Genomic DNA, 18,089 nt, shown 5'->3' with positions numbered 1-18,089 from the left:
ACGGCGCGGGGCGCCCGGCGCGGGGGCATTCCCGCACCGGGCGCCCCGTGACGTTCCTGGGCCCTTCTCGGACGACTCCCGGACGGCGCTCAGACGACTCTGTCGTGGCCGCGGCGCACGGAGTAGCTGACCAGGCCCGCCCCGAGGGCGAGACAGGCGGCGCCGCCGAAGACGTACGGCGTGGTGTCCGGGCCGCCGGTGTCGGCGAGGGAGTGCGACGGGGTCGCCGGGGACCCGGCCGCGCGGCCCGGCTGCGTACCGCCGGCCGCCCCCGGGCCGGCCGGCGCGGACCGTGTCCGCTGGTCCCGGTCCGCCGCGGAATTCTTCGTTCCATCGGGTCCCGAGGCGCCGACGATCGCATGCGCGGAGGGGACGAACCACAGGGCGAACAGCACCGATCCCGCGGCTGCGGCGGTCAGCAGTGGTCGGCGTGCGGTCACGGCGAACGATCCCCCTTGTGGGTTCGACCTTGTGGGTTCGACGAATTGGCCGTTGACCTCAGATGTTAATGACCGCCGCGGGTCGCGGGGAAGTCAGGAGCCGGTCATGCCTAACCTCCGTGCTATGAGCAATGGTGAGACATCACGTTTTGTGCGGCTTCATGTCGAACTGATCATGGAAGTCACGGACCCCGACCTGCTGACCGGCGCCGCCCTCACGCGTATCGACGGTGACCCGTCGCTGCCCGAGGAGGAGCGCCGGCAGTCGCAGGAGACCGTACGGGAGGAGCCGGCCGAGGCGCTGGCCCAGCTGGTCGACCCGTTCGACCTCGTCGCCGCCGTACCGGGTGCCGAGCTCGCCCAGGCGTCCTGGAGCAGCGAGGAACTGACCGATTACGACCCGGACGCCGAGTGGGAGGCCGCGGAGTGGGACCTGGCGGACGACTCGGAGGGAGCCGGCTGACCCCGGGCACCGCATCGAGCTCCCCGACACCGCATCGAGTCCCCCCGACCCAGGCCCCGGCCCCCGTACGGTCCCCGCCGTGCGGGGGCCGATGACGTGGGCGCACCGGCCGCCCGGGCGTCGGCGGCCCGGGGGGTCGGCCGGGGGCGGGCCGGTGAAGTGCTCCCCACATGTCTAAGAAGTTCTCTTAGTGGCCTACCCCACACTTTGCGGAGGAATGGAACGGGCGAAACGGAAAAGGCGTTCATATGGCGTCGGCCGGAATGCCTGCGTCCAGATATGCCTGCGTTCAGTTGGCGCCTCGCTCGGGGAAAACCTGCGAAACCGGTAGCAATGGAGATGCGTGTGATGACGGACAGCAAGCGCCGCAAGGGCCTCATAGCCAGTGCCGCGCTGCTCGGGGGCGTACTCACGCTGGCAGCGTGTGGCGGCAGCGATGCGGCTGAGGGAGGCAGTGGCGGTGCGGGCGGCACCCGTCACGAGAACGTCAAGCAGGTGGACGAGGCGGCCGCCAAGGACGCCTCCGACGCCAGGATCACCGTCTCGCCCAAGGACGGGGCGACCGACGCGGGCATCAACAGGGACGACGCCAAGGTCACGGTCAGTGGCGGCAAACTCACCGACGTCACCATGACCTCGGTCGACTCCCGGCGCACCATCGACGGCACACTCTCCGCCGACGGCACCTCCTGGCAGCCGAACCAGCCGCTGCAGCGCTCCACCACGTACAAGGTCACCGCCCACGCGGTGGACTCCCAGGGCCGCAAGGCGGTGGAGAACTCCCGCTTCACCACCATCGCCCCGGCGCACAGCTTCATCGGGAACTTCACGCCGGAGGACGGCTCGACCGTCGGCGTCGGCATGCCGGTGTCGCTCAACTTCGACAAGCCGGTCACGAACAAGGCCGCCGTGGAATCCGCGATCAAGGTCTCGTCGAGCAGCAACCAGCAGGTCGTCGGCCACTGGTTCAGCGACACCCGGCTGGACTTCCGCCCGCAGGAGTACTGGAAGGCCCACTCCAAGGTCACCATGACCCTCGGCCTGGACGGCGTCCAGGCGTCCCCCGGCATCACCGGCATCCAGAACAAGACCGTCAGCTTCACCGTCGGCCACTCGCAGATCAGCACCGTGGACACCAAGCGCCACGAGATGGCAGTGGTGCGCGACGGCCATCGGATCAAGACCATCCCGATCTCGGCCGGCAGCGACGACCACCCGACCTACAACGGCAAGATGGTCATCTCCGAGCGCTTCAAGCAGACCCGGATGGACGGCTCGACCGTCGGCTTCAAGAAGAAGGACGGCAAGGGCGAGTACGACATCCCCGACGTCCCGCACGCCCAGCGCCTGACCTCCTCCGGCACCTTCATCCACGGCAACTACTGGGGCAAGGGCATCTTCGGCACCGCCAACACCAGCCACGGCTGCATCGGCCTGGAGGACGTCAAGGGCGCCGACAACCCGAAGACGGACGGCGCCTGGTTCTTCACCCACTCCCAGACCGGCGACGTCGTCCGGGTGATCAACTCCCCGGACCGCACCATCAAGCCGGACAACGGCCTGAACGGCTGGAACATGGACTGGTCCCAGTGGGTGGCGGGCAGCGCGGTGAAGTGACCGCGCGGTGTGGTGACGGCCCGGTGAAGTGACCCGTCACCACTGACGCAGCGGTCCGAGCAGGCCGGGCAGCCGCTACCGGCCATCGGCCACCGGCCATCGGCCACCGGAGCACGGCCGGGCCCGGCCCCTCCGTAGAGTGAACGGGTGAGCGAGCGCGGAAACAGAGGACGCGGCGGGCCCCGGCCCCCGGCGGCCGACGAACTGGTCGCCGAGGTGCTCGGCCGGGTCCGTTACGCGCCCGACGGCACCGCGGCCGAGGACGCCATCGAGGCGGGCGCCTCGATCCTGGCCGCCGGCGAGTCCGGACCGCCGGCAGGGCCAAGGCCTGGATCGGGGGGCGGCCCGGATTCCGGGCCCGAGGCGGTGAGCGCGGCGCTGGTCGGGGCCGCCGTCGCCGCCGTACGGCAGTGCTGGGCGGGCGGCTGGCACCCCGCCGACCTGGAACGCATCGTCCGCCGGGAGGCCGACGGTCCCACCCCCGTCGCGATCGTCGTGGACGCCATCGCCGCCGAGGCCGCCCGGCCGTCCGGGACCCGCCCCGCCCGCGACCCCCGCTGGCAGGAGCAGCTGCGCCGGCTCGACGCCGACGTCTGGTGGGACGGCGACCGCGGCTACCTGGACGCCCTCGCCCGGCGCGGCCGCACCTCCCGCTTCGAGGCCGCCTACGCCGTCCTGGCGGCGCTGCGCCTGCTCGCCCGGCTGCCCCGCATCACCCCGCTCCCGCCGCCCCCGTCCGGGCCGGCCGCCGGCTCCCCGTCGGGCACCGCCCGCACCGCCGCCTCCCGGGCGCTCGGCCGGATCCGCGCCCTGCTCGCCAAGGCCGAGGCGACGACCTACGCCGAGGAGGCCGAGGCGCTCTCCGCCAAGGCCCAGGAGCTGATGGCCCGGCACAGCATCGACGAGGCGCTGCTGGACGGCGGACACGGCCCTGCGGGCGGCCCGGCCGGCGGCCCGTCGGCGGTCCGCATCGGCATCGAGGGCCCGTACGAACAGGCCAAGGCGCTGCTCCTGGACGCGGTCGCGGCCGCCAACCGCTGCCAGGCCGTCTGGGCCGCCGAGGCCGGCTTCTCCACGGTCGTCGGCTTCCCGCCCGACCTGGAGGCGGCCGAACTCCTCTACACCTCGCTGCTGTTGCAGGCCACCACGGCCATGAACCGCGCCGGCGACGCCCACCACGCCCGCGGCCGCGCCCGCCGCACCCGGGACTTCCGCCAGACCTTCCTCGTCGCGTACGCGGACCGCATCCGCGACCGGCTCGCCGCGGCGACCGCGGCCGCCACGGCAGCCGCCACCGCCGAGTCCGCCACCACCGCCCCGGACCTCCTCCCCGTCCTCGCCGCCCGCGAACTCGCCGTCGAGGAAACCACCGGCGCCCTCTTCCCGGACACCGCCCCGGTCCGCCTCCGCGGCATCCGCGACGAGGCCGGCTGGCACCAGGGCCGCGCGGCAGCGGACCGGGCCCGACTGAGGGGGGAATGAGGGGGGCGCAGGGGGAGCGGGGGCCCTCACACACATTCCGCTACAACGCGCGGCCGGCCACGGGGGTTGGTGGCACACACTCCTCAACAACGCGCGGCCGACCACGAAAAACCTGGTCCGTGTGCCACGCGATGTGCTCGCCCGCGACCCGCGCACTGCCGCTCTGCGGACCGATCAGCGTCCGCCCCGTGAGGTCCAGCACCTGCCCCTTTGCGGTGTCGCTCCGCCCGACGAACTCCCGGGAGACCGTGATCCGCCGCCCGGCGTCCAGCCCCAGCACCCCCCGGTCGAACAGCTTGTGGTGCAGCGAGCACAGGCACAGACAGTTCGCGAGGTCGTCCGGCCCCTGGAAGGCCCACCACCGCACATGGGCCGCCTCCAGTCCGACCGGCACCCGGCCGATCGCCCCGTCGAACCCGCAGAACGCACAACGGTATTCGTAGGCGATCAGTACCTGCCTGCGCAGATCCTCCGCCCGCCGCCGTTCCGGCCCCGCACCGCCGCCGGGCAGTACCGCCGCACCGCCGGTCTCCAGATCGAGCCCCACGGCGGCGGCGATGTCCCCATGGATCGACGGCGGAAAATGAACGTCCAGCAACACCTGCGCCAGCCGCCCGAGCAGGGCGGGATCCTCGGACAACGCAGACCGCAACCCGGGCACCAACTGCCCCCGCGCCCCACTCGCCCGCAACACCTGCACCCCGGTCCCCGGACTCCCCGCCCCGCTGTCCGTCCGGACCTCCCACACCCCGTCACTCACCAGATGGTGGAACGGGTACGCCGGCGACGTCTGATGCGCCGGCCCGTAATCCGCCAGCAGATCCCGCAGATCCCGCTCCACATCCGAGTACCGCATGACCCCGTCGGGCTGCCGCCGGAACCGCCCCAGCGCGTACAACATCAACAACGGTTTGTGCGGCGCCCGAGCCCCGTTCCGCGACCACTGCCGCAGCTTCCCCACCCGCTCGATCCAGTCCATGACAGCCGACTGTAGGACGAGCCGCGGACCCTCCCTGTGCGCACACGTCCCGAAGCCCCTCCACCATCCAGGGAGGGCTAGCCCTGAGCGAAGCTCCTCCAGCATCCAGCATCCAGCATCCAGCAAGGGCTAGCCCTGCGCGGTGGGCCGCACCACGACCTCGTTCACGTCGACGTCCGCGGGCTGCTCGACGGCGAACGCGATGGCCCGGGCAATCGCGTCGGGCGGGATGGCGAGGCGGTCCCGCATGGCCGTGATCTCGGCCCGCACCCGGCTGTTGGTCGACGCCTCGGCGAAGTCGGTCGCGATGGGGCCGGGCGAGACGGTGGTCACCCGCAGCCCCTCGCCGGCTTCCTGGCGCAGCCCCTCGCAGATCGCCCGGACCGCGAACTTCGTACCGGCGTAGACCGCCATGGTCGGCACGACACGGAACGCGGCCGTGGAGGCGGTGGTGACGAAGTGACCCGTGCCCTGCGCCCGGAAGACCGGCAGCGCGGCGCCGATCCCGTGCAGCACCCCCTTCACATTCACGTCGACCATGTGGTCCCACTCCTCGACCCGCAGATCGTCGAGCGGCGAAATCGTCCCCACCCCAGCATTGCCGACAAGCACATCAAGCCGCCCGAACCGCTCAACCGCCAGCGCAACCAACCCCTCCAGATCCTCCCTCCGAGTCACATCGGTACGGACCTGCACCGCCGAGCCACCCGCCTCCTCGATCCGCCCCACCAGTTCCGCAAGACGCTCGGACCGACGCGCCCCCAACACGAGCCGTGCCCCCCGCTCGGCAAGCAGCAACGCCGTCGCCTCCCCGATGCCACTGCTGGCCCCCGTGATCGCCACGACTTTCCCCTCGATACCGGACATGGTCTCCTCCCTTGCCGCACGGGCCAGTTGCCCGACAACGCCAGTCTGAAAGGCCCTCACCCTGGTATCCAGACCGCACTTATTCTGGAACCAGCGGTGCCAGTGCGACCCGAGAGGCGAACGACGTCACGCGATGACGAATGCGCGACCCGAGAGGCACCCGTCACCAATCGGTCTCCGTCCCCAAGAGGCATCCGTAACCCGGAGGTGCCCCACGCATGTCGAAACAGCAGCCGGACCAACTACGCCGCCAACTAGGCACGTTCCTGCGCACCCGCAGGGAGCGCCTCACCCCCGACGAGGTCGGCCTGCCCCCGACCGGCCGCCGCCGGACGCCGGGACTCCGCCGTGAGGAACTCGCCCTGCTCGCCGGAATCAGCGCCACCTGGTACACGTACCTGGAGCAAGGCCGCAAGATCCGCGCCTCCGAGCAGGTGCTGAACGCCCTCGCCTCAGCACTACGGCTCGACCGCCACGAGCGCGACCACCTCTTCCAACTCGCCGGCCACGCCCCCCTACCCGAGGCCGAACACCCCGAGCCGCTCCCCGCCGAGGTGGCAGCCGTCCCCCTCCTCCTCCAGCCCTACCCGGCGTACGTCATCGCCGGCAACTACGACGTACTCAGCCACAACCACGCAGCCGCCCAGCTCTTCCCCCACCTCTTCCCCCACCTCACCACTGAGGCGGACCGCCCGCCGAACCTGGTCCGCTGGGTCTTCCTCGAACCCGCGGCCCGCGAGGTCCTGGTCGACTGGGAACCCGAGGCCCGCGCCCTCCTCGCGCGGCTCCGCACCCTCTCCACCCGCCACCCGGACGACCCGCGCTACACCCACCTGATCGACGAACTCCACACCCGCAGCCCCGAAGCCCGCACCTGGTGGCCCCACTACGAACTACAACCCCGCCACAGCGGCCAAAAACGCCTGCACCACCCCATCCGCGGCCCGGTCAATTACCACTACACCGCCTTCCACCTGGCAGAACAGCCGGAACAAACCCTCGTGATCTATTTCGACAACACCGCAACGACCGATTGACGGCGCGAACGTGATCCGCCCACGGGCACCGCGGGGCGACGCGGGCGGCTTCAGCCCGATGCTCAGTCACCCGTCCCTGCACCCCCGGGCAGGCACCGCGTGGCCCGCCCCGCGATAGCCCGTCGGGTTCTTGCCCACGTACTGCTGGTGGAGACACTCACTAAGCAATCTTGTTGAAGTGCGATGCGGCTTGGACATCCGTCCTGCCAAGCGAGGGCCCGTCCGGTGACCGACCTCCGAGCCAGAAGCCCGTCGTCGATGAGGGCAGGTGGGCCAATGGCCACTTGGCCTAGCGTGGGACGGACCGAGCCCGGCAAGGAGGAGCACCATGACGGACGATCGCCGTTCCTTACCTGACCACGCTGCCGGCCGCGATACGGTGCCCGACAGCTCTCGGCTCATTGGCCAACTTCTGGCAGAAAATTGGGGCCTTCGTGGATGCGGGATTATGCGCCTCGAAGGAGGTATGAACTCCCTGACGTGGGAGGTCCGTTCGGAAAAGGCTCGTTGGGTGGCCAAGGCGGTGACACCGGAGGCCAAGGACGCTTTTGTCTACGGACTCGGCCTGGCAGCGCGGCTGGAGCAGGCGGGCATACCGGCTGGTGCCCCCGTGCCAACCGTTGGCGGGCAACAGGTTGTGCCCTTCGGCCGCCAGGCGCTCGCTCTGCTGCGCTGGGTCGAAGGACGTGGGCTGACCGGTGAGTCGGATGCTGAACTGGCGGTGATCGGCTCCACCCTGGCCCGTGCCCATCGCGCGCTCGGCGGCCACGACGGCGATGCCGGAGCACCGTTCGCCGGTCTGTACCTTTCGACGGAGCACCTGGACGTAACTCCCTGGCTGAGGCCCGTGATCACCAAGGTCATGGCCCGGCTCGACGGGCTCGACCTCCGGGGGCTGACCTGGGGGCCGGTGCACGGGGACCCGGCTCCGGATGTCTTTCGCCTCGATCCGGCCAGTGGCAACTGCGGGGTGATCGACTGGAGCGGGGCCGGGCTGCGGCCGCGGGCGTACGATCTGGCGGCGCTGGTGATGTACCGGGGGACAGACTCCATGCGGCCATTGCTGGATGCCTATGTAACGGAGGGCGCGCTGACCCGTGACGAGGTCGAGTGGGCACTTGATCCCCTGCTGGACTACCGCTGGGCCGGCCAGGCCGTCTACTTCGCCGAGCGGATCGCCCGCAAGGACTTCACGGGCATCGACGGACCGGCGGTCAACGAGGCAGGGCTTGAGGCCGCTCGCCGGTGGTTCGCCGACCGGGGTGACCTCTGAGCGATCATGTGTACCTGAGCTGTGGCTGGCGTTGGCCACGGCAGCGACGAGTCCCAGAGGGCGCCGTTTCGCTCGGCCAGTGAGGCCCCTGCAACTGCGTTGGGTCGGTGGGGCGTGGGGTTCGTCGGCCGGCTGCTTTCTCCGCGTGGAGTCGGGCGGCGATGGCGGCGAGCTCGTTGAGTCGGAAGGTTCGGCTGTCTTTCGATGTTTCCAGTGTGTGCAGCAGGGCCGCCGGGTCCCTGTGGAGATCGGGGGAGGGGCGTGCCGTCGCAGCCAGGTAGGCCCAGGTCGCGTGGAAGCCGAGCGGGCAGTAGTGCCCGACGGCACACCTCAGGGCCGTGTGCCGTCGGGGGAGTGGCAGTTGCTCGTCGCGCACCCTGCGTGCGTAGGTTCTGCAGCTCGCTCGAAGCTGTCAGCCCTCTGCGGGGGCTACACCGACCGGGCAGCTCACGCCAGTCCCCCCGATCCCGCAGTACCCCGTCGGGTTCTTGTCCAGGTACTGCTGGTGGTAAGCCTCCGCCGGGTAGAACGGGCGGGTGTTGTCGGCGGGGAGGATTTCGGTGGTGATGTTGGTGTAGCCGGAGTTGTGGAGGACGGTGCGGTAGGCGTCGCGGGAGGCTTCGGCGGCCTGTTGTTGGGCGGGGGAGTGGGTGTAGATGGCGGAGCGGTACTGGGTGCCGACGTCGTTGCCCTGGCGGAAGCCCTGGGTGGGGTCGTGGGACTCCCAGAAGAGCTTCAGGAGGGACGTGTAGGGGACCACTGCCGGGTCGTAGACGACGCGGACCGCCTCGGTGTGGCCGGTGTGGCCGCTGCAGACCTCTTCGTAGGTCGGGTTCGGGGTGTGGCCGCCCTGGTAGCCGACGAGGGTGGTCCAGACGCCCTCGGTCTGCCAGAACTTCCGCTCGGCGCCCCAGAAGCAGCCCAGGCCGAAGTCGGCGATCTCCAGGCCGTCCGGGTACGGGCCCAGGAGCGGGTTGCCGAGGACGGTGTGCCGCTCGGGGACGGCGAAGGCCGGTTCGGGGCGGCCTTCGAGCGCTTCCTCGGGGGTCGGGAGCTGGGTCTTGAAGCGGGAGAAAAGCATGGGACGGCTCCGGGGTCGGGGTGGGTGGGCGGGTCCTTCTACAACGTCAGCTGCCGGGAGCGCATTCCTGGTGCGGGCGCGGCCGGCCGTGTCTACGGGCGGTCCTGGGGGAAGCCCGTCGACGTGCCGCCCAGTTGTTCCCAGCCGGCGATGGCCAGGGCGCGGTAGGCGGCGTACTCGGCGGCCGGGCTGCGGCCGTACGACCAGGGCACGGCGCCGACGTGGCCGTCGACCAGGCGCAGCTGCTCCATGGCCTCGGCGTAGCGTTCGGCGCGGACCAGGAACCAGATCAGCAGGTGCCGGACGTGCGGGGCCATGGGGTGGTCGGCCGGGGCCTCGCGGAGGGCGAAGTGGGCGCCCTCGATGGCGCGCTCGACGACCGCGCTCTGGTACAGGCTGCGGACCATGTTGGCCTCGGGCAGGTGCTCGTAGACCGCGAAGAGGGGGAGGGCCGGGAGGAGGGAGCCGGTGGGGGCGCCGGCCGCGGCGCGTTCGGCGAACTCCTCGGCCTCCGTGCGGGAGCCGTGCCACTTCTGCGACCAGTAGGGGAGGGCCGCGAGGTGGGCGCCCATGTGGTGCGGGGCGCGCCGGGCGGCCTCGGACCACAGCTCCTGGTAGTCGGCGGGCCGCTCGTGCAGCCCTCGGGCCACGGCCAGCTCGACGATGTACGGGATCGGGCTGCCCGGTGCCAGCAGGCCCGCCTCCCGGCAGACCGTGCGGGCCTCCTCCAGGATCATCCGGAAGTCCTGCGAGCCGGGGTCCCGCAGCGCCTGGACGACCAGGAACTGGGCGTGCGTCTCGGCGCCGCCGGGATCCTTCGGCGCCTCCGAGCGCCAGGTGCGCAGCCAGATGCCGCCGGTCCGCTGCCCGCCCTGCTGCGCCGGCCCGCCCTGCTGCGCCGGTCCGTCCGCGGCCAGCTCGAAAGCGGCCGCGCCGGCCAGCGTCTGCACCCGCTGCCAGCGGCGCTCCCAGTCGTCACCGGTGGACTTCAGCAGCTCGGCCGCCGGCCGCCAGTCGTGCGTACGCCGCACCGCGTCGAGCGCCTCCTCCAGTGCCCGGTCGGGTCCGGGCAGCCGTACGTCGAGCTCCTCCAGCGGGACGAAGCCGTAGCCCGCCATCGGGTCGGAGGCCACCGCGAGCCCCTGCCGGGTCTGCTGGACGGCGCGCCGGCGGCGCATCCAGGGCAGGAAGACGAGGCCGCCCAGCGCGAGCGCGGCGAGGAGAACCAGCAGAGCGTCCATGGGGTGTGTGTCCTGTGTCCTGTACCTGGTGGGTTGGTGGTGGTGGCGGGATGGCTGGGGCGGCGGGTGGGGTCGGGCGGGGCTGAGGGGACGTGGCGGGAACCAGTGTGCGACCCCTCGTACGTATCCACTAACAAGCGAAGCAGAAAGTTCCGGGAACGCCGGCCGCGCGGCCGACTACCCTCGGCAGGCATGAGCGATCAGCGCGAACAGCGCCACCAGCATTTCGAAACCCTTGCCATCCACGCAGGTCAGGAACCCGACCCCACGACCGGCGCGGTGGTTCCGCCCATCTACCAGGTATCCACTTACAAGCAGGACGGTGTGGGCGGGCTGCGCGGCGGTTACGAGTACAGCCGCAGCGCCAACCCGACCCGTACCGCCCTGGAGGAAAACCTCGCCGCCCTCGACGGCGGCCGTCGCGGCCTCGCCTTCGCCTCCGGCCTCGCGGCCGAGGACACCCTGCTGCGCACCCTGCTGGTCCCCGGTGACCACATCGTCATCCCCAACGACGCCTATGGCGGAACGTTCCGTCTGATCTCCAAGGTCGTCGAGCGGTGGGGCGTGGAGTGGTCGGTGGCCGACACCTCCGACCCGCAGGCGGTACGCGAGGCCCTGCGGCCCCGTACGAAGCTGATCTGGGTGGAGACGCCCAGCAACCCGCTCCTCGGGATCAGCGACATCGAGGCGCTGGCCACCGTGTCGCGGGACGCCGGGGTCCGGCTCGTCGTCGACAACACCTTCGCCAGCCCCTATCTCCAGCAGCCGCTCGCCCTCGGCGCGGACGTGGTGGTCTACTCCACGACCAAGTACATGGGCGGCCACTCGGACGTGGTCGGCGGTGCCCTGGTCGTCAACGACGACACCCTCGGTGAGGAACTCGCCTACCACCAGAACGCGATGGGCGCGGTCGCCGGACCGTTCGACGCGTGGCTGGTGATGCGCGGCATCAAGACCCTCGCCGTACGGATGGACCGGCACAGCTCCAACGCCGAGCGGATCGCGGAGCTGCTGACCTCGCACAAGAAGGTGACCCGGGTCTACTACCCGGGCCTGTCCGAGCACCCGGGGCACGAGGTCGCGGCCAAGCAGATGCGGTCGTTCGGCGGCATGGTGTCGTTCCAGGTCGCGGGCGGGGAGCAGGCCGCCATCGAGGTCTGCAACCGGTCGGAGCTGTTCACCCTCGGTGAGTCGCTGGGCGGCGTCGAGTCGCTGATCGAGCACCCGGGGCGGATGACGCACGCGTCGACGGCCGGCTCGCAGCTGGAGGTCCCCAACGACCTCGTACGCCTCTCGGTCGGCATCGAGTCCGGCGAGGACCTGCTGGCCGACCTGGCGCAGGCGCTGGGCTGACGCCCACGGCCCACCGCGTACTGCCTCCCGCCCAACGGCCTACCGCCTGCGCCTACGGCCTGCTGCCGCGTGCCCGCCGCCCCCGTGCCGGTCTGCCGGAGGAGGGGCCCGTCACCACCCCTCGACGGGAGGGGTGGTGCGGGACGGCGGCGGGACCCACGGCTGGGCCGCGGCCGTCCAGGTCAGCGCCGCCACGGCGAGCAGCGCCAGCAGCCAGCCGAGGCGGCGCCGCAGCCGGCGGTGCGCCCGCAGCCGCCGGCCGCGGGCGAGGGCCCGGGCGGCCAGGTCCGGAGGTACCGGCGGCAGCGGCAGCCCGGCCAGCATCCGCCGGGCCTCGGCCTGTTTGCGGTCGGGGACGCCCGGGTCCGGCACGGCGGCCTCGGGGTAGAGGTTCACGGCGCTTCGCCGCCGCGGACCCGGGTCGGCGCTTCGCCCTCGCGGACCCGGCGCGCCGGCCGGTGGCTGCGGAACGCGGCGACCGCGTGCAGGTACAGCGTGCGCAACCGCTCGGCAGGCAGGCCGAGTTGGGCCGCGGCCTGTTCCTCGGCCACTCCCTCGTGGAGCCGCAGTACGAGGACCAGGCGCTCCTGTGGGGTCAGCCGGTCCAGCGGTCCGCCGCGCGGCCGGCGGTGCCGCCGGGCGGTGCGGGCGAAACGGTCGGCGAGCTCCCGGCGGGTGCGCTCGTACGGGTCCTCGCCGCGCAGCCGGTCCCAGTCGGCGTACGTCCGGGCCAGCGCCCGGATCAGCAAGTCCTCGGCGGCCGGGGCGGGGTGGGCGGCGGGCTCGCCGGTCAGGAGGGTGGCGGCGTGGAACAGCCGTCCCGCCGCGCCCGCCACGAACGACTCGAACTCCCGGGCGTGGCGGCGCTGCTGCGCCGGCCGCCGCTCTCGCACCGCGCCTCCCGGATGACGGACGCCCGACCCCCTGGGCTCCTATAGCACGGCAGTGCGGCCACCCGGTCAAGAGGCGCGACGACTTACCCGGGCCCGGGCCGCGGCCTGCCTCCAACCGGGCTGCAGTGTGCCGCCGGCCGGGCCGGCCGGTGTCAGGAGGTCGGTCCCGCAGGCGTCAGGGACGCGGTGATGTCGGAGAGGGAGGCGTTGAAGCGGGTCAGCAGGGTCGTGAACGCCTCGCGCTCCTCGTCGCTCCACTTCTCCGTGACCAGTGCCATCAGCGCACGGCGCGAGGCCCGCACCTCGTCCAGCCGGGCGTGGCCGCGCTCGGACAGTTCGAGCACCACGGCGCGGCCGTCCTCCGGGTGGGTGGCCCGGCTGACGAGCCCGGAGTCGACCAGCGGGGCGACCTGCCGGGTGACCGTGGAGGAGTCGATGCCCATGCCGGCGGCCAGGGCCTTGACGCCCATCGGGCCTTCCTGGTCGAGGCGGTTGAGCAGCAGGTAGGCGGCGCGGTCCATGGAATTGCGCGCCTGCCCGACGCCGCCGAGCCGGCTCTGTTCGGCGCGGCGGGCGAAGACGGCCACTTGGTGCTGCAGCGCGTCGAGGAGAGCGGGGTCGGTGTGGGTCGTCATGTCCGAAGAGGTGGGCATGGCCGGGAGCTCGCTTCGATGGAAGTGCGTATGGATGGGAGGACAGCGTACGCGGACCCGGCGCACGGCGTACCTGCGCCGTCCATTCCGATAACGCGCCGTCCCCCTCGTTCGTGCCCGTGGGCGGGCGGGCCCGCGCACCGTCGAACTGCGAGACTGGCGGTATGGCTGCTCATACGCCTCATCCGCCGCGTCCGCCGCACGAGCCCCGCCCGTCGTCCCGTCCCGACGATGCCCGTCGTGCCGACGATGCCCGTTGTGCCGACGATGCCCGTTGTGCCGACGGCCCGACCGACGCCGGCCCGACCGACGCCGGCCTGCCCGATGCCGGCCCGGTCACGACCCCGGCCGCCACCGCGCTCACCATCGAGGACGTCCGGGAAGCGCACAAGATGCTCTCGGGCGTCGCCCGGGCCACCGCGATGGAGGGCAGCCGCTACCTGTCCGGGCTGGTCGGCGCGCCCGTCCACCTCAAGTGCGAGAACCTCCAGCGCACCGGTTCGTTCAAGATCCGCGGCGCCTACGTACGGATCGCCGGGCTCTCCGCCGAGGAGCGGGCGGCCGGCGTGGTGGCCGCGAGCGCCGGCAACCACGCCCAGGGCGTGGCCCTCGCGGCGTCCCTGCTCGGTGTGCGGTCCACGGTGTTCATGCCGGTCGGCGCCCCGTTGCCGAAGGTCGCGGCGACCCGCGAATACGGTGCCGAGGTGCGGCTGCACGGCCATGTGGTGGACGAGACGCTGGCCGCTGCCGAGGAGTACGCCCGGGAGACCGGCGCGGTCTTCATCCACCCCTTCGACCACCGCGACATCATCGCCGGTCAGGGCACGGTCGGGCTGGAGATCCTGGAACAGTGCCCGGAGGTCCGCACCATCGTCGTCGGCGTCGGCGGCGGCGGGCTGGCCGCGGGGATCGCGCTGGCGGTCAAGGCGCTGCGGCCGGACGTGAAGGTCGTCGGGGTGCAGGCGGCGGGCGCGGCCTGCTATCCGCCGTCGCTGGCGGCCGGGCACCCGGTGGCGGTCGAGGGGCTGTCGACGATGGCGGACGGCATCAAGGTCGGCCGACCCGGCGACGTGCCCTTCGGGATCGTCGAGCGGCTGGTGGACGAGGTCCGTACGGTCTCCGAGGACGACCTCTCCAGCGCGCTGCTGCTCTGCCTGGAGCGGGCGAAGCTGGTGGTGGAGCCGGCCGGGGCGAGCCCGGTGGCGGCGCTGCTCGCGGATCCGGGGTCGTTCGAGGGGCCGGTGGTGGCGGTGCTGTCCGGCGGGAACGTCGATCCGCTGCTGATGCAGCGCATCCTGCGGTTCGGCATGGCCGCCGGGGGCCGGTACCTCTCGCTGCGGCTGCGGCTGACGGACCGGCCGGGGGCGCTGGAGACCCTGCTCGGGGTGCTGACGGTGGTCGACGCGAACATCCTCGACGTGGGGCACGTACGGACCGATCCGCGGCTCGGGTTGACCGAGGTCGAGGTGGAACTGCACCTGGAGACCAAGGGCCCGGAGCACTGCGACGAGGTGCGCACGGCACTCGCGGAGGCGGGTTACGTCGTCCTGGAGTGAGGCGGGCACGGGCCCGGCAGGGGTCGGGAACCGATCTGATTATTTGTATCGCGATGTATCGCGTTGGGGAGTAGCATCCCGGGTGCGGGGTGCCGGTGCGCCATGCGCGTCCTGGCGTCCCGTTGCGGACAAACGGCCTGAAGCGGGCACTGTCCGCCGAACGTAACATTCGACATATTTCGACCTGGAACTCACCCAAGCCATGGGGGTACCCATATGCCAGGCGCCATTTACGCCGAAGGCCTGGTGAAGACCTTCGGCGACGTGAGGGCACTGGACGGCGTCGACCTGGACGTTCCCGAAGGGACCGTCCTCGGCATGCTCGGCCCTAACGGTGCCGGCAAGACCACCGCCGTACGTGTCCTGACGACCCTGCTCCGACCCGACCGCGGCAAGGCGGAGGTTGCCGGGATCGACGTGCTCGCCCATCCCGACAAGGTACGCCGGTCCATCGGCCTCTCGGGCCAATTCGCCGCTGTGGACGAGTACTTGACCGGTCGCGAGAACCTGACGATGGTCGGGCAGCTCTACCAGATGAGTGGCCGGGACGCCAAGCGCCGGGCCGCCGAGCTGCTGGAACGCTTCCACCTCGGCGACGCGGCGGACCGCACCGCCAAGACCTACTCCGGCGGGATGCGCCGACGGCTCGACCTCGCGGCCGCGCTGGTCGTCAGCCCACCGGTGATGTTCATGGACGAGCCGACCACCGGCCTGGACCCGCGCAACCGCCAGGCGCTGTGGGACGTCATCCAGGAGCTCGTCGCGGGCGGCACGACCCTGCTGCTCACCACCCAGTATTTGGAGGAGGCCGACCGCCTCGCGCACGACATCTGCGTCGTCGACCACGGCAAGGTCATCGCCCGCGGCACCTCCGACCAGCTCAAGGCGCGCACCGGCGGCGAGCGCGTCGAGGTCGTGGTGCACGCCCCCGAGCACCTCACCGTCGCCGACGAGGTGCTGCGCGGCTTCGCCAAGGGGGAGGGCACGGTCGAGCCGCACATCCGCAAGCTGACGATCCCGGTCGCCGGCGGCGCCAAGCTGCTCGCCGAGGTGATCCGCGAACTGGACGTGCGCGGCGTGGAGATCGACGACATCGGCCTGCGCCGCCCGACCCTCGACGACGTCTTCATCGCGCTGACCGGGCACGCCGCCGAGTCCGCGGACGGCGACGGCGGCGGCCGTGGCGGCGGCGCGGGCGCCGGTGGCGGCGGGACGGAACGGAGCGGGACCACGGGCGGCAGTCGCCCGGCGAGCGCCGCCGGGCACCGTAAGGAGGGCGTGCGATGACCACGGCGAGTACGGCGAGCACCGCGACCGGGGGCGCCGGCGGTACGCCGCTCGGAGCCCCGCCGTCACGCGGCGGCCTCAGCCGGCTGGTGCGCGACTCCCTGGTCGTGGCCAAGCGGAACCTGATCCGGATGGTGCGGATCCCCGAGGTGGTGATCTTCGGGCTGATCCAGCCGATCATGTTCGTGGTGCTGTTCAGCTATGTGTTCGGCGGCTCCATCAGCATCCCGGGCGCGGGCATCTCCCCCTCCGGATACCGCGAGTTCCTGATGGCCGGGATCTTCGCCCAGACCGTCACGTTCGCCACGGCGGGCGCCGGCGCGGGCATCGCGGACGATATGCACAAGGGGCTCATCGACCGGTTCCGCTCGCTGCCGATGTCCCGGGGCGCGGTGCTCACCGGCCGGACCCTGGCCGACCTCGTCCAGAGCGCGCTGACGCTGGTGGTGCTGGCGGTCGTGGCGCTGCTGATCGGCTGGCGCACCCACGAGAACCTCGCCAAGGTGCTGACGGGTTTCGCGCTGCTGCTCCTGCTCGGCTACGCCTTCTCGTGGATCGGCGCGCTGATCGGCCTCTCGGTGCGGACGCCGGAGGCGGCCACGTCCGGCGGGCTCATCTGGCTCTTCCCGCTGACGTTCATCTCCAACGCCTTCGTGCCGTCGGAGAACATGCCGTCGTTCCTGCAGACCGTCGCGGACTGGAACCCGTTCAGTGCAACGGTCATGGCCTGCCGCGATCTGTTCGGGAACCTCCCGCCGCACTATCCGGTGCCGGACGCCTGGCCGATGCAGCACCCGGTGCTGGCCTCGGTGATCTGGTCGGTCCTGATCATCGCGGCGTTCCGGACGCTGGCGGTCCGCAAGTACCGCTCGGCGACGGCCTGAGCGGAGCGACGGGCCCGGGGGAGCCCCACAACCCGGCAGAGGCCCTCCCCGCGCACGCGGCGGAGCGGCCCGCGCACACGGCGAAGCGGCCCGGAGCGCAAGGCTCCGGGCCGCTTCGTTCCGTCTGCGGGCGTCCCGCCGACGAGCCGGAACGGGGCCGGACCGGCCGGCCCGGTCCGGGTCAGCCGGTGTACGGCTTGGCGTCGAGGATCTTCACGCTTGCCTTCTTGCCGTTGGGGAGCTCGTACTCCGCGTCGGCGCCGATCTTCTTGCCGTTCACGCCGGTGCCCAGCGGCGACTGCGGGGAGTAGGTCTCGATGTCCGAGCTCGCGTACTCGCGCGAGGCCAGGAGGAACGACAGCGTGTCGTCCGGGTCCCCGTCGAACGCGATGGTGACGACCATGCCGGGAGCAACGACGCCGTTGGCGGCGGGGGCCTCGCCGACCTTCGCGGTCTGCAGCAGCTGGGTGAGCTGCCGGACCCGAAGCTCCTGCTTGCCCTGCTCTTCCTTGGCCGCGTGGTACCCGGCGTTCTCCTTCAGGTCACCTTCCTCGCGGGCCGCCTGGATCTTCTCGGTGATCTCGGCGCGTGCGGGACCAGACAGGTACTCCAGCTCGGCCTTGAGCTGGTCATACGCCTCCTGGGTCAGCCAGGTGACGTTCTCGCTGGTCTGGGTCACAGGTGCTCCTCGTCGGTACTGGGGATAAATCAAACGCCCTACCAGGAAGGTTTGCGCCTTCACGGGTGGGCGAAACCACGAGCCTAACAATTCCGGCACAAAACGGGGAAGAGGAAATTCACAGTGACCGCACAGGAACGCATCATCGCTGATCAGAGGCGGTCACGACACGCCATGCCAGAGTACGGCGCGCGAGGCACCCAAGGGGCGGACGGTGGCGGAGGGTAGCTGTGGCGGCACTGGTGCACCCCGCGCGCGCCTCGGCCCGCCTCTGGACGGGAACGCCCCCTGGAGGTACGACTCC

18 protein-coding genes are annotated in these 18,089 nt (G+C 71.7%); 9 read left to right on the top strand and 9 right to left on the bottom strand.

Going from position 1 to position 18,089, the window contains the following annotated elements; genetic code table 11:
* Positions 1-89: 89 nt before the first annotated feature.
* Positions 90-440 (bottom strand): hypothetical protein, encoded by a 351-nt coding sequence (locus ACGF4C_RS12230; protein ID WP_393565567.1) that lies wholly within the window; start codon positions 438-440, stop codon positions 90-92.
* 124 nt (positions 441-564) lie between these two features.
* Between ACGF4C_RS12230 and ACGF4C_RS12225 the strand changes: the two genes are divergently transcribed.
* The 3 genes from ACGF4C_RS12225 to ACGF4C_RS12215 all read left to right on the top strand — a co-directional run bounded on the left by ACGF4C_RS12225 (position 565) and on the right by ACGF4C_RS12215 (position 4,002).
* Positions 565-903 (top strand): hypothetical protein, encoded by a 339-nt coding sequence (locus ACGF4C_RS12225; RefSeq protein WP_393565565.1) that lies wholly within the window; start codon positions 565-567, stop codon positions 901-903.
* Positions 904-1,251: 348 nt separating this feature from the next.
* Complete coding sequence (locus ACGF4C_RS12220; RefSeq protein ID WP_393565564.1) at positions 1,252-2,520, top strand: Ig-like domain-containing protein; 1,269 nt, start codon at positions 1,252-1,254, stop codon at positions 2,518-2,520.
* Positions 2,521-2,667: 147 nt separating this feature from the next.
* Positions 2,668-4,002 carry a DUF2786 domain-containing protein gene (locus ACGF4C_RS12215; protein WP_393565563.1) on the top strand — a complete coding sequence of 445 codons (1,335 nt, stop codon included), beginning with the start codon at positions 2,668-2,670 and terminating at the stop codon, positions 4,000-4,002.
* Positions 4,003-4,042: 40 nt separating this feature from the next.
* Here the strand turns inward: ACGF4C_RS12215 and ACGF4C_RS12210 are convergent, their stop codons facing one another.
* Together ACGF4C_RS12210 and ACGF4C_RS12205 are read right to left on the bottom strand one after the other, a co-directional pair.
* Positions 4,043-4,981, bottom strand: a complete 939-nt coding sequence (locus tag ACGF4C_RS12210; protein WP_393565561.1) for a phosphorothioated DNA-binding restriction endonuclease — start codon at positions 4,979-4,981, stop codon at positions 4,043-4,045.
* Between the two features lie 129 nt (positions 4,982-5,110).
* Positions 5,111-5,848, bottom strand: coding sequence for an SDR family oxidoreductase (locus tag ACGF4C_RS12205; protein ID WP_393565560.1), 738 nt, complete (start codon positions 5,846-5,848; stop codon positions 5,111-5,113).
* Positions 5,849-6,066: 218 nt separating this feature from the next.
* On the opposite strand from ACGF4C_RS12205, the gene ACGF4C_RS12200 reads away from it, so the two are divergent.
* Both ACGF4C_RS12200 and ACGF4C_RS12195 read left to right on the top strand, forming a co-directional pair.
* On the top strand, positions 6,067-6,885 hold the full coding sequence (locus ACGF4C_RS12200; RefSeq protein WP_393565558.1) for a helix-turn-helix transcriptional regulator: 819 nt from the start codon (positions 6,067-6,069) through the stop codon (positions 6,883-6,885).
* Positions 6,886-7,213: 328 nt separating this feature from the next.
* Positions 7,214-8,158 (top strand): phosphotransferase enzyme family protein, encoded by a 945-nt coding sequence (locus tag ACGF4C_RS12195; protein ID WP_393565556.1) that lies wholly within the window; start codon positions 7,214-7,216, stop codon positions 8,156-8,158.
* Between the two features lie 412 nt (positions 8,159-8,570).
* Here ACGF4C_RS12195 and msrA read toward each other — a convergent pair whose 3' ends face one another.
* Positions 8,571-9,239, bottom strand: coding sequence for a peptide-methionine (S)-S-oxide reductase MsrA (gene msrA, locus ACGF4C_RS12190; RefSeq protein ID WP_393565555.1), 669 nt, complete (start codon positions 9,237-9,239; stop codon positions 8,571-8,573).
* Between the two features lie 92 nt (positions 9,240-9,331).
* Positions 9,332-10,480, bottom strand: coding sequence for a hypothetical protein (locus ACGF4C_RS12185; RefSeq protein WP_393565553.1), 1,149 nt, complete (start codon positions 10,478-10,480; stop codon positions 9,332-9,334).
* Between the two features lie 192 nt (positions 10,481-10,672).
* Between ACGF4C_RS12185 and ACGF4C_RS12180 the strand changes: the two genes are divergently transcribed.
* Positions 10,673-11,833 (top strand): cystathionine gamma-synthase, encoded by a 1,161-nt coding sequence (locus ACGF4C_RS12180; protein ID WP_393565551.1) that lies wholly within the window; start codon positions 10,673-10,675, stop codon positions 11,831-11,833.
* 111 nt (positions 11,834-11,944) lie between these two features.
* On the opposite strand, the gene ACGF4C_RS12175 is transcribed toward ACGF4C_RS12180, so the two are convergent.
* From ACGF4C_RS12175 to ACGF4C_RS12165, 3 genes are all read right to left on the bottom strand, one after another.
* Positions 11,945-12,229 carry a hypothetical protein gene (locus tag ACGF4C_RS12175; protein ID WP_374102735.1) on the bottom strand — a complete coding sequence of 95 codons (285 nt, stop codon included), beginning with the start codon at positions 12,227-12,229 and terminating at the stop codon, positions 11,945-11,947.
* Positions 12,226-12,726, bottom strand: coding sequence for a sigma factor-like helix-turn-helix DNA-binding protein (locus ACGF4C_RS12170; protein WP_393565549.1), 501 nt, complete (start codon positions 12,724-12,726; stop codon positions 12,226-12,228). Before ACGF4C_RS12170 ends, ACGF4C_RS12175 begins: the two co-directional genes overlap by 4 nt.
* A gap of 152 nt (positions 12,727-12,878) precedes the next feature.
* A complete protein-coding gene (locus tag ACGF4C_RS12165; RefSeq protein ID WP_393565547.1) occupies positions 12,879-13,379 on the bottom strand; it encodes a MarR family winged helix-turn-helix transcriptional regulator in 501 nt (166 codons plus the stop codon).
* A gap of 392 nt (positions 13,380-13,771) precedes the next feature.
* On the opposite strand from ACGF4C_RS12165, the gene ilvA reads away from it, so the two are divergent.
* The 3 genes from ilvA to ACGF4C_RS12150 all read left to right on the top strand — a co-directional run bounded on the left by ilvA (position 13,772) and on the right by ACGF4C_RS12150 (position 17,106).
* On the top strand, positions 13,772-14,935 hold the full coding sequence (ilvA, locus tag ACGF4C_RS12160) for a threonine ammonia-lyase (RefSeq protein WP_393565862.1): 1,164 nt from the start codon (positions 13,772-13,774) through the stop codon (positions 14,933-14,935).
* 216 nt (positions 14,936-15,151) lie between these two features.
* Positions 15,152-16,222, top strand: a complete 1,071-nt coding sequence (locus ACGF4C_RS12155) for an ATP-binding cassette domain-containing protein (protein WP_393565546.1) — start codon at positions 15,152-15,154, stop codon at positions 16,220-16,222.
* Positions 16,219-17,106 (top strand): ABC transporter permease, encoded by an 888-nt coding sequence (locus ACGF4C_RS12150; protein WP_393565544.1) that lies wholly within the window; start codon positions 16,219-16,221, stop codon positions 17,104-17,106. Before ACGF4C_RS12155 ends, ACGF4C_RS12150 begins: the two co-directional genes overlap by 4 nt.
* Positions 17,107-17,287: 181 nt before the next feature.
* Here ACGF4C_RS12150 and greA read toward each other — a convergent pair whose 3' ends face one another.
* The gene (gene greA, locus ACGF4C_RS12145) at positions 17,288-17,785 is read right to left on the bottom strand and encodes a transcription elongation factor GreA (RefSeq protein WP_030800956.1); all 498 of its coding nucleotides are present in this window, start codon (positions 17,783-17,785) and stop codon (positions 17,288-17,290) included.
* Between the last annotated feature and the right edge of the window lie 304 nt (positions 17,786-18,089).

The organism is Streptomyces sp. NPDC048197, from assembly GCF_043202395.1.
In the GTDB taxonomy this organism is placed as follows: domain Bacteria; phylum Actinomycetota; class Actinomycetes; order Streptomycetales; family Streptomycetaceae; genus Streptomyces; species Streptomyces siderophoricus.
Note: the sequence above shows the minus strand (reverse complement) of the source record. Positions and strands in the feature narration are given on the sequence as shown.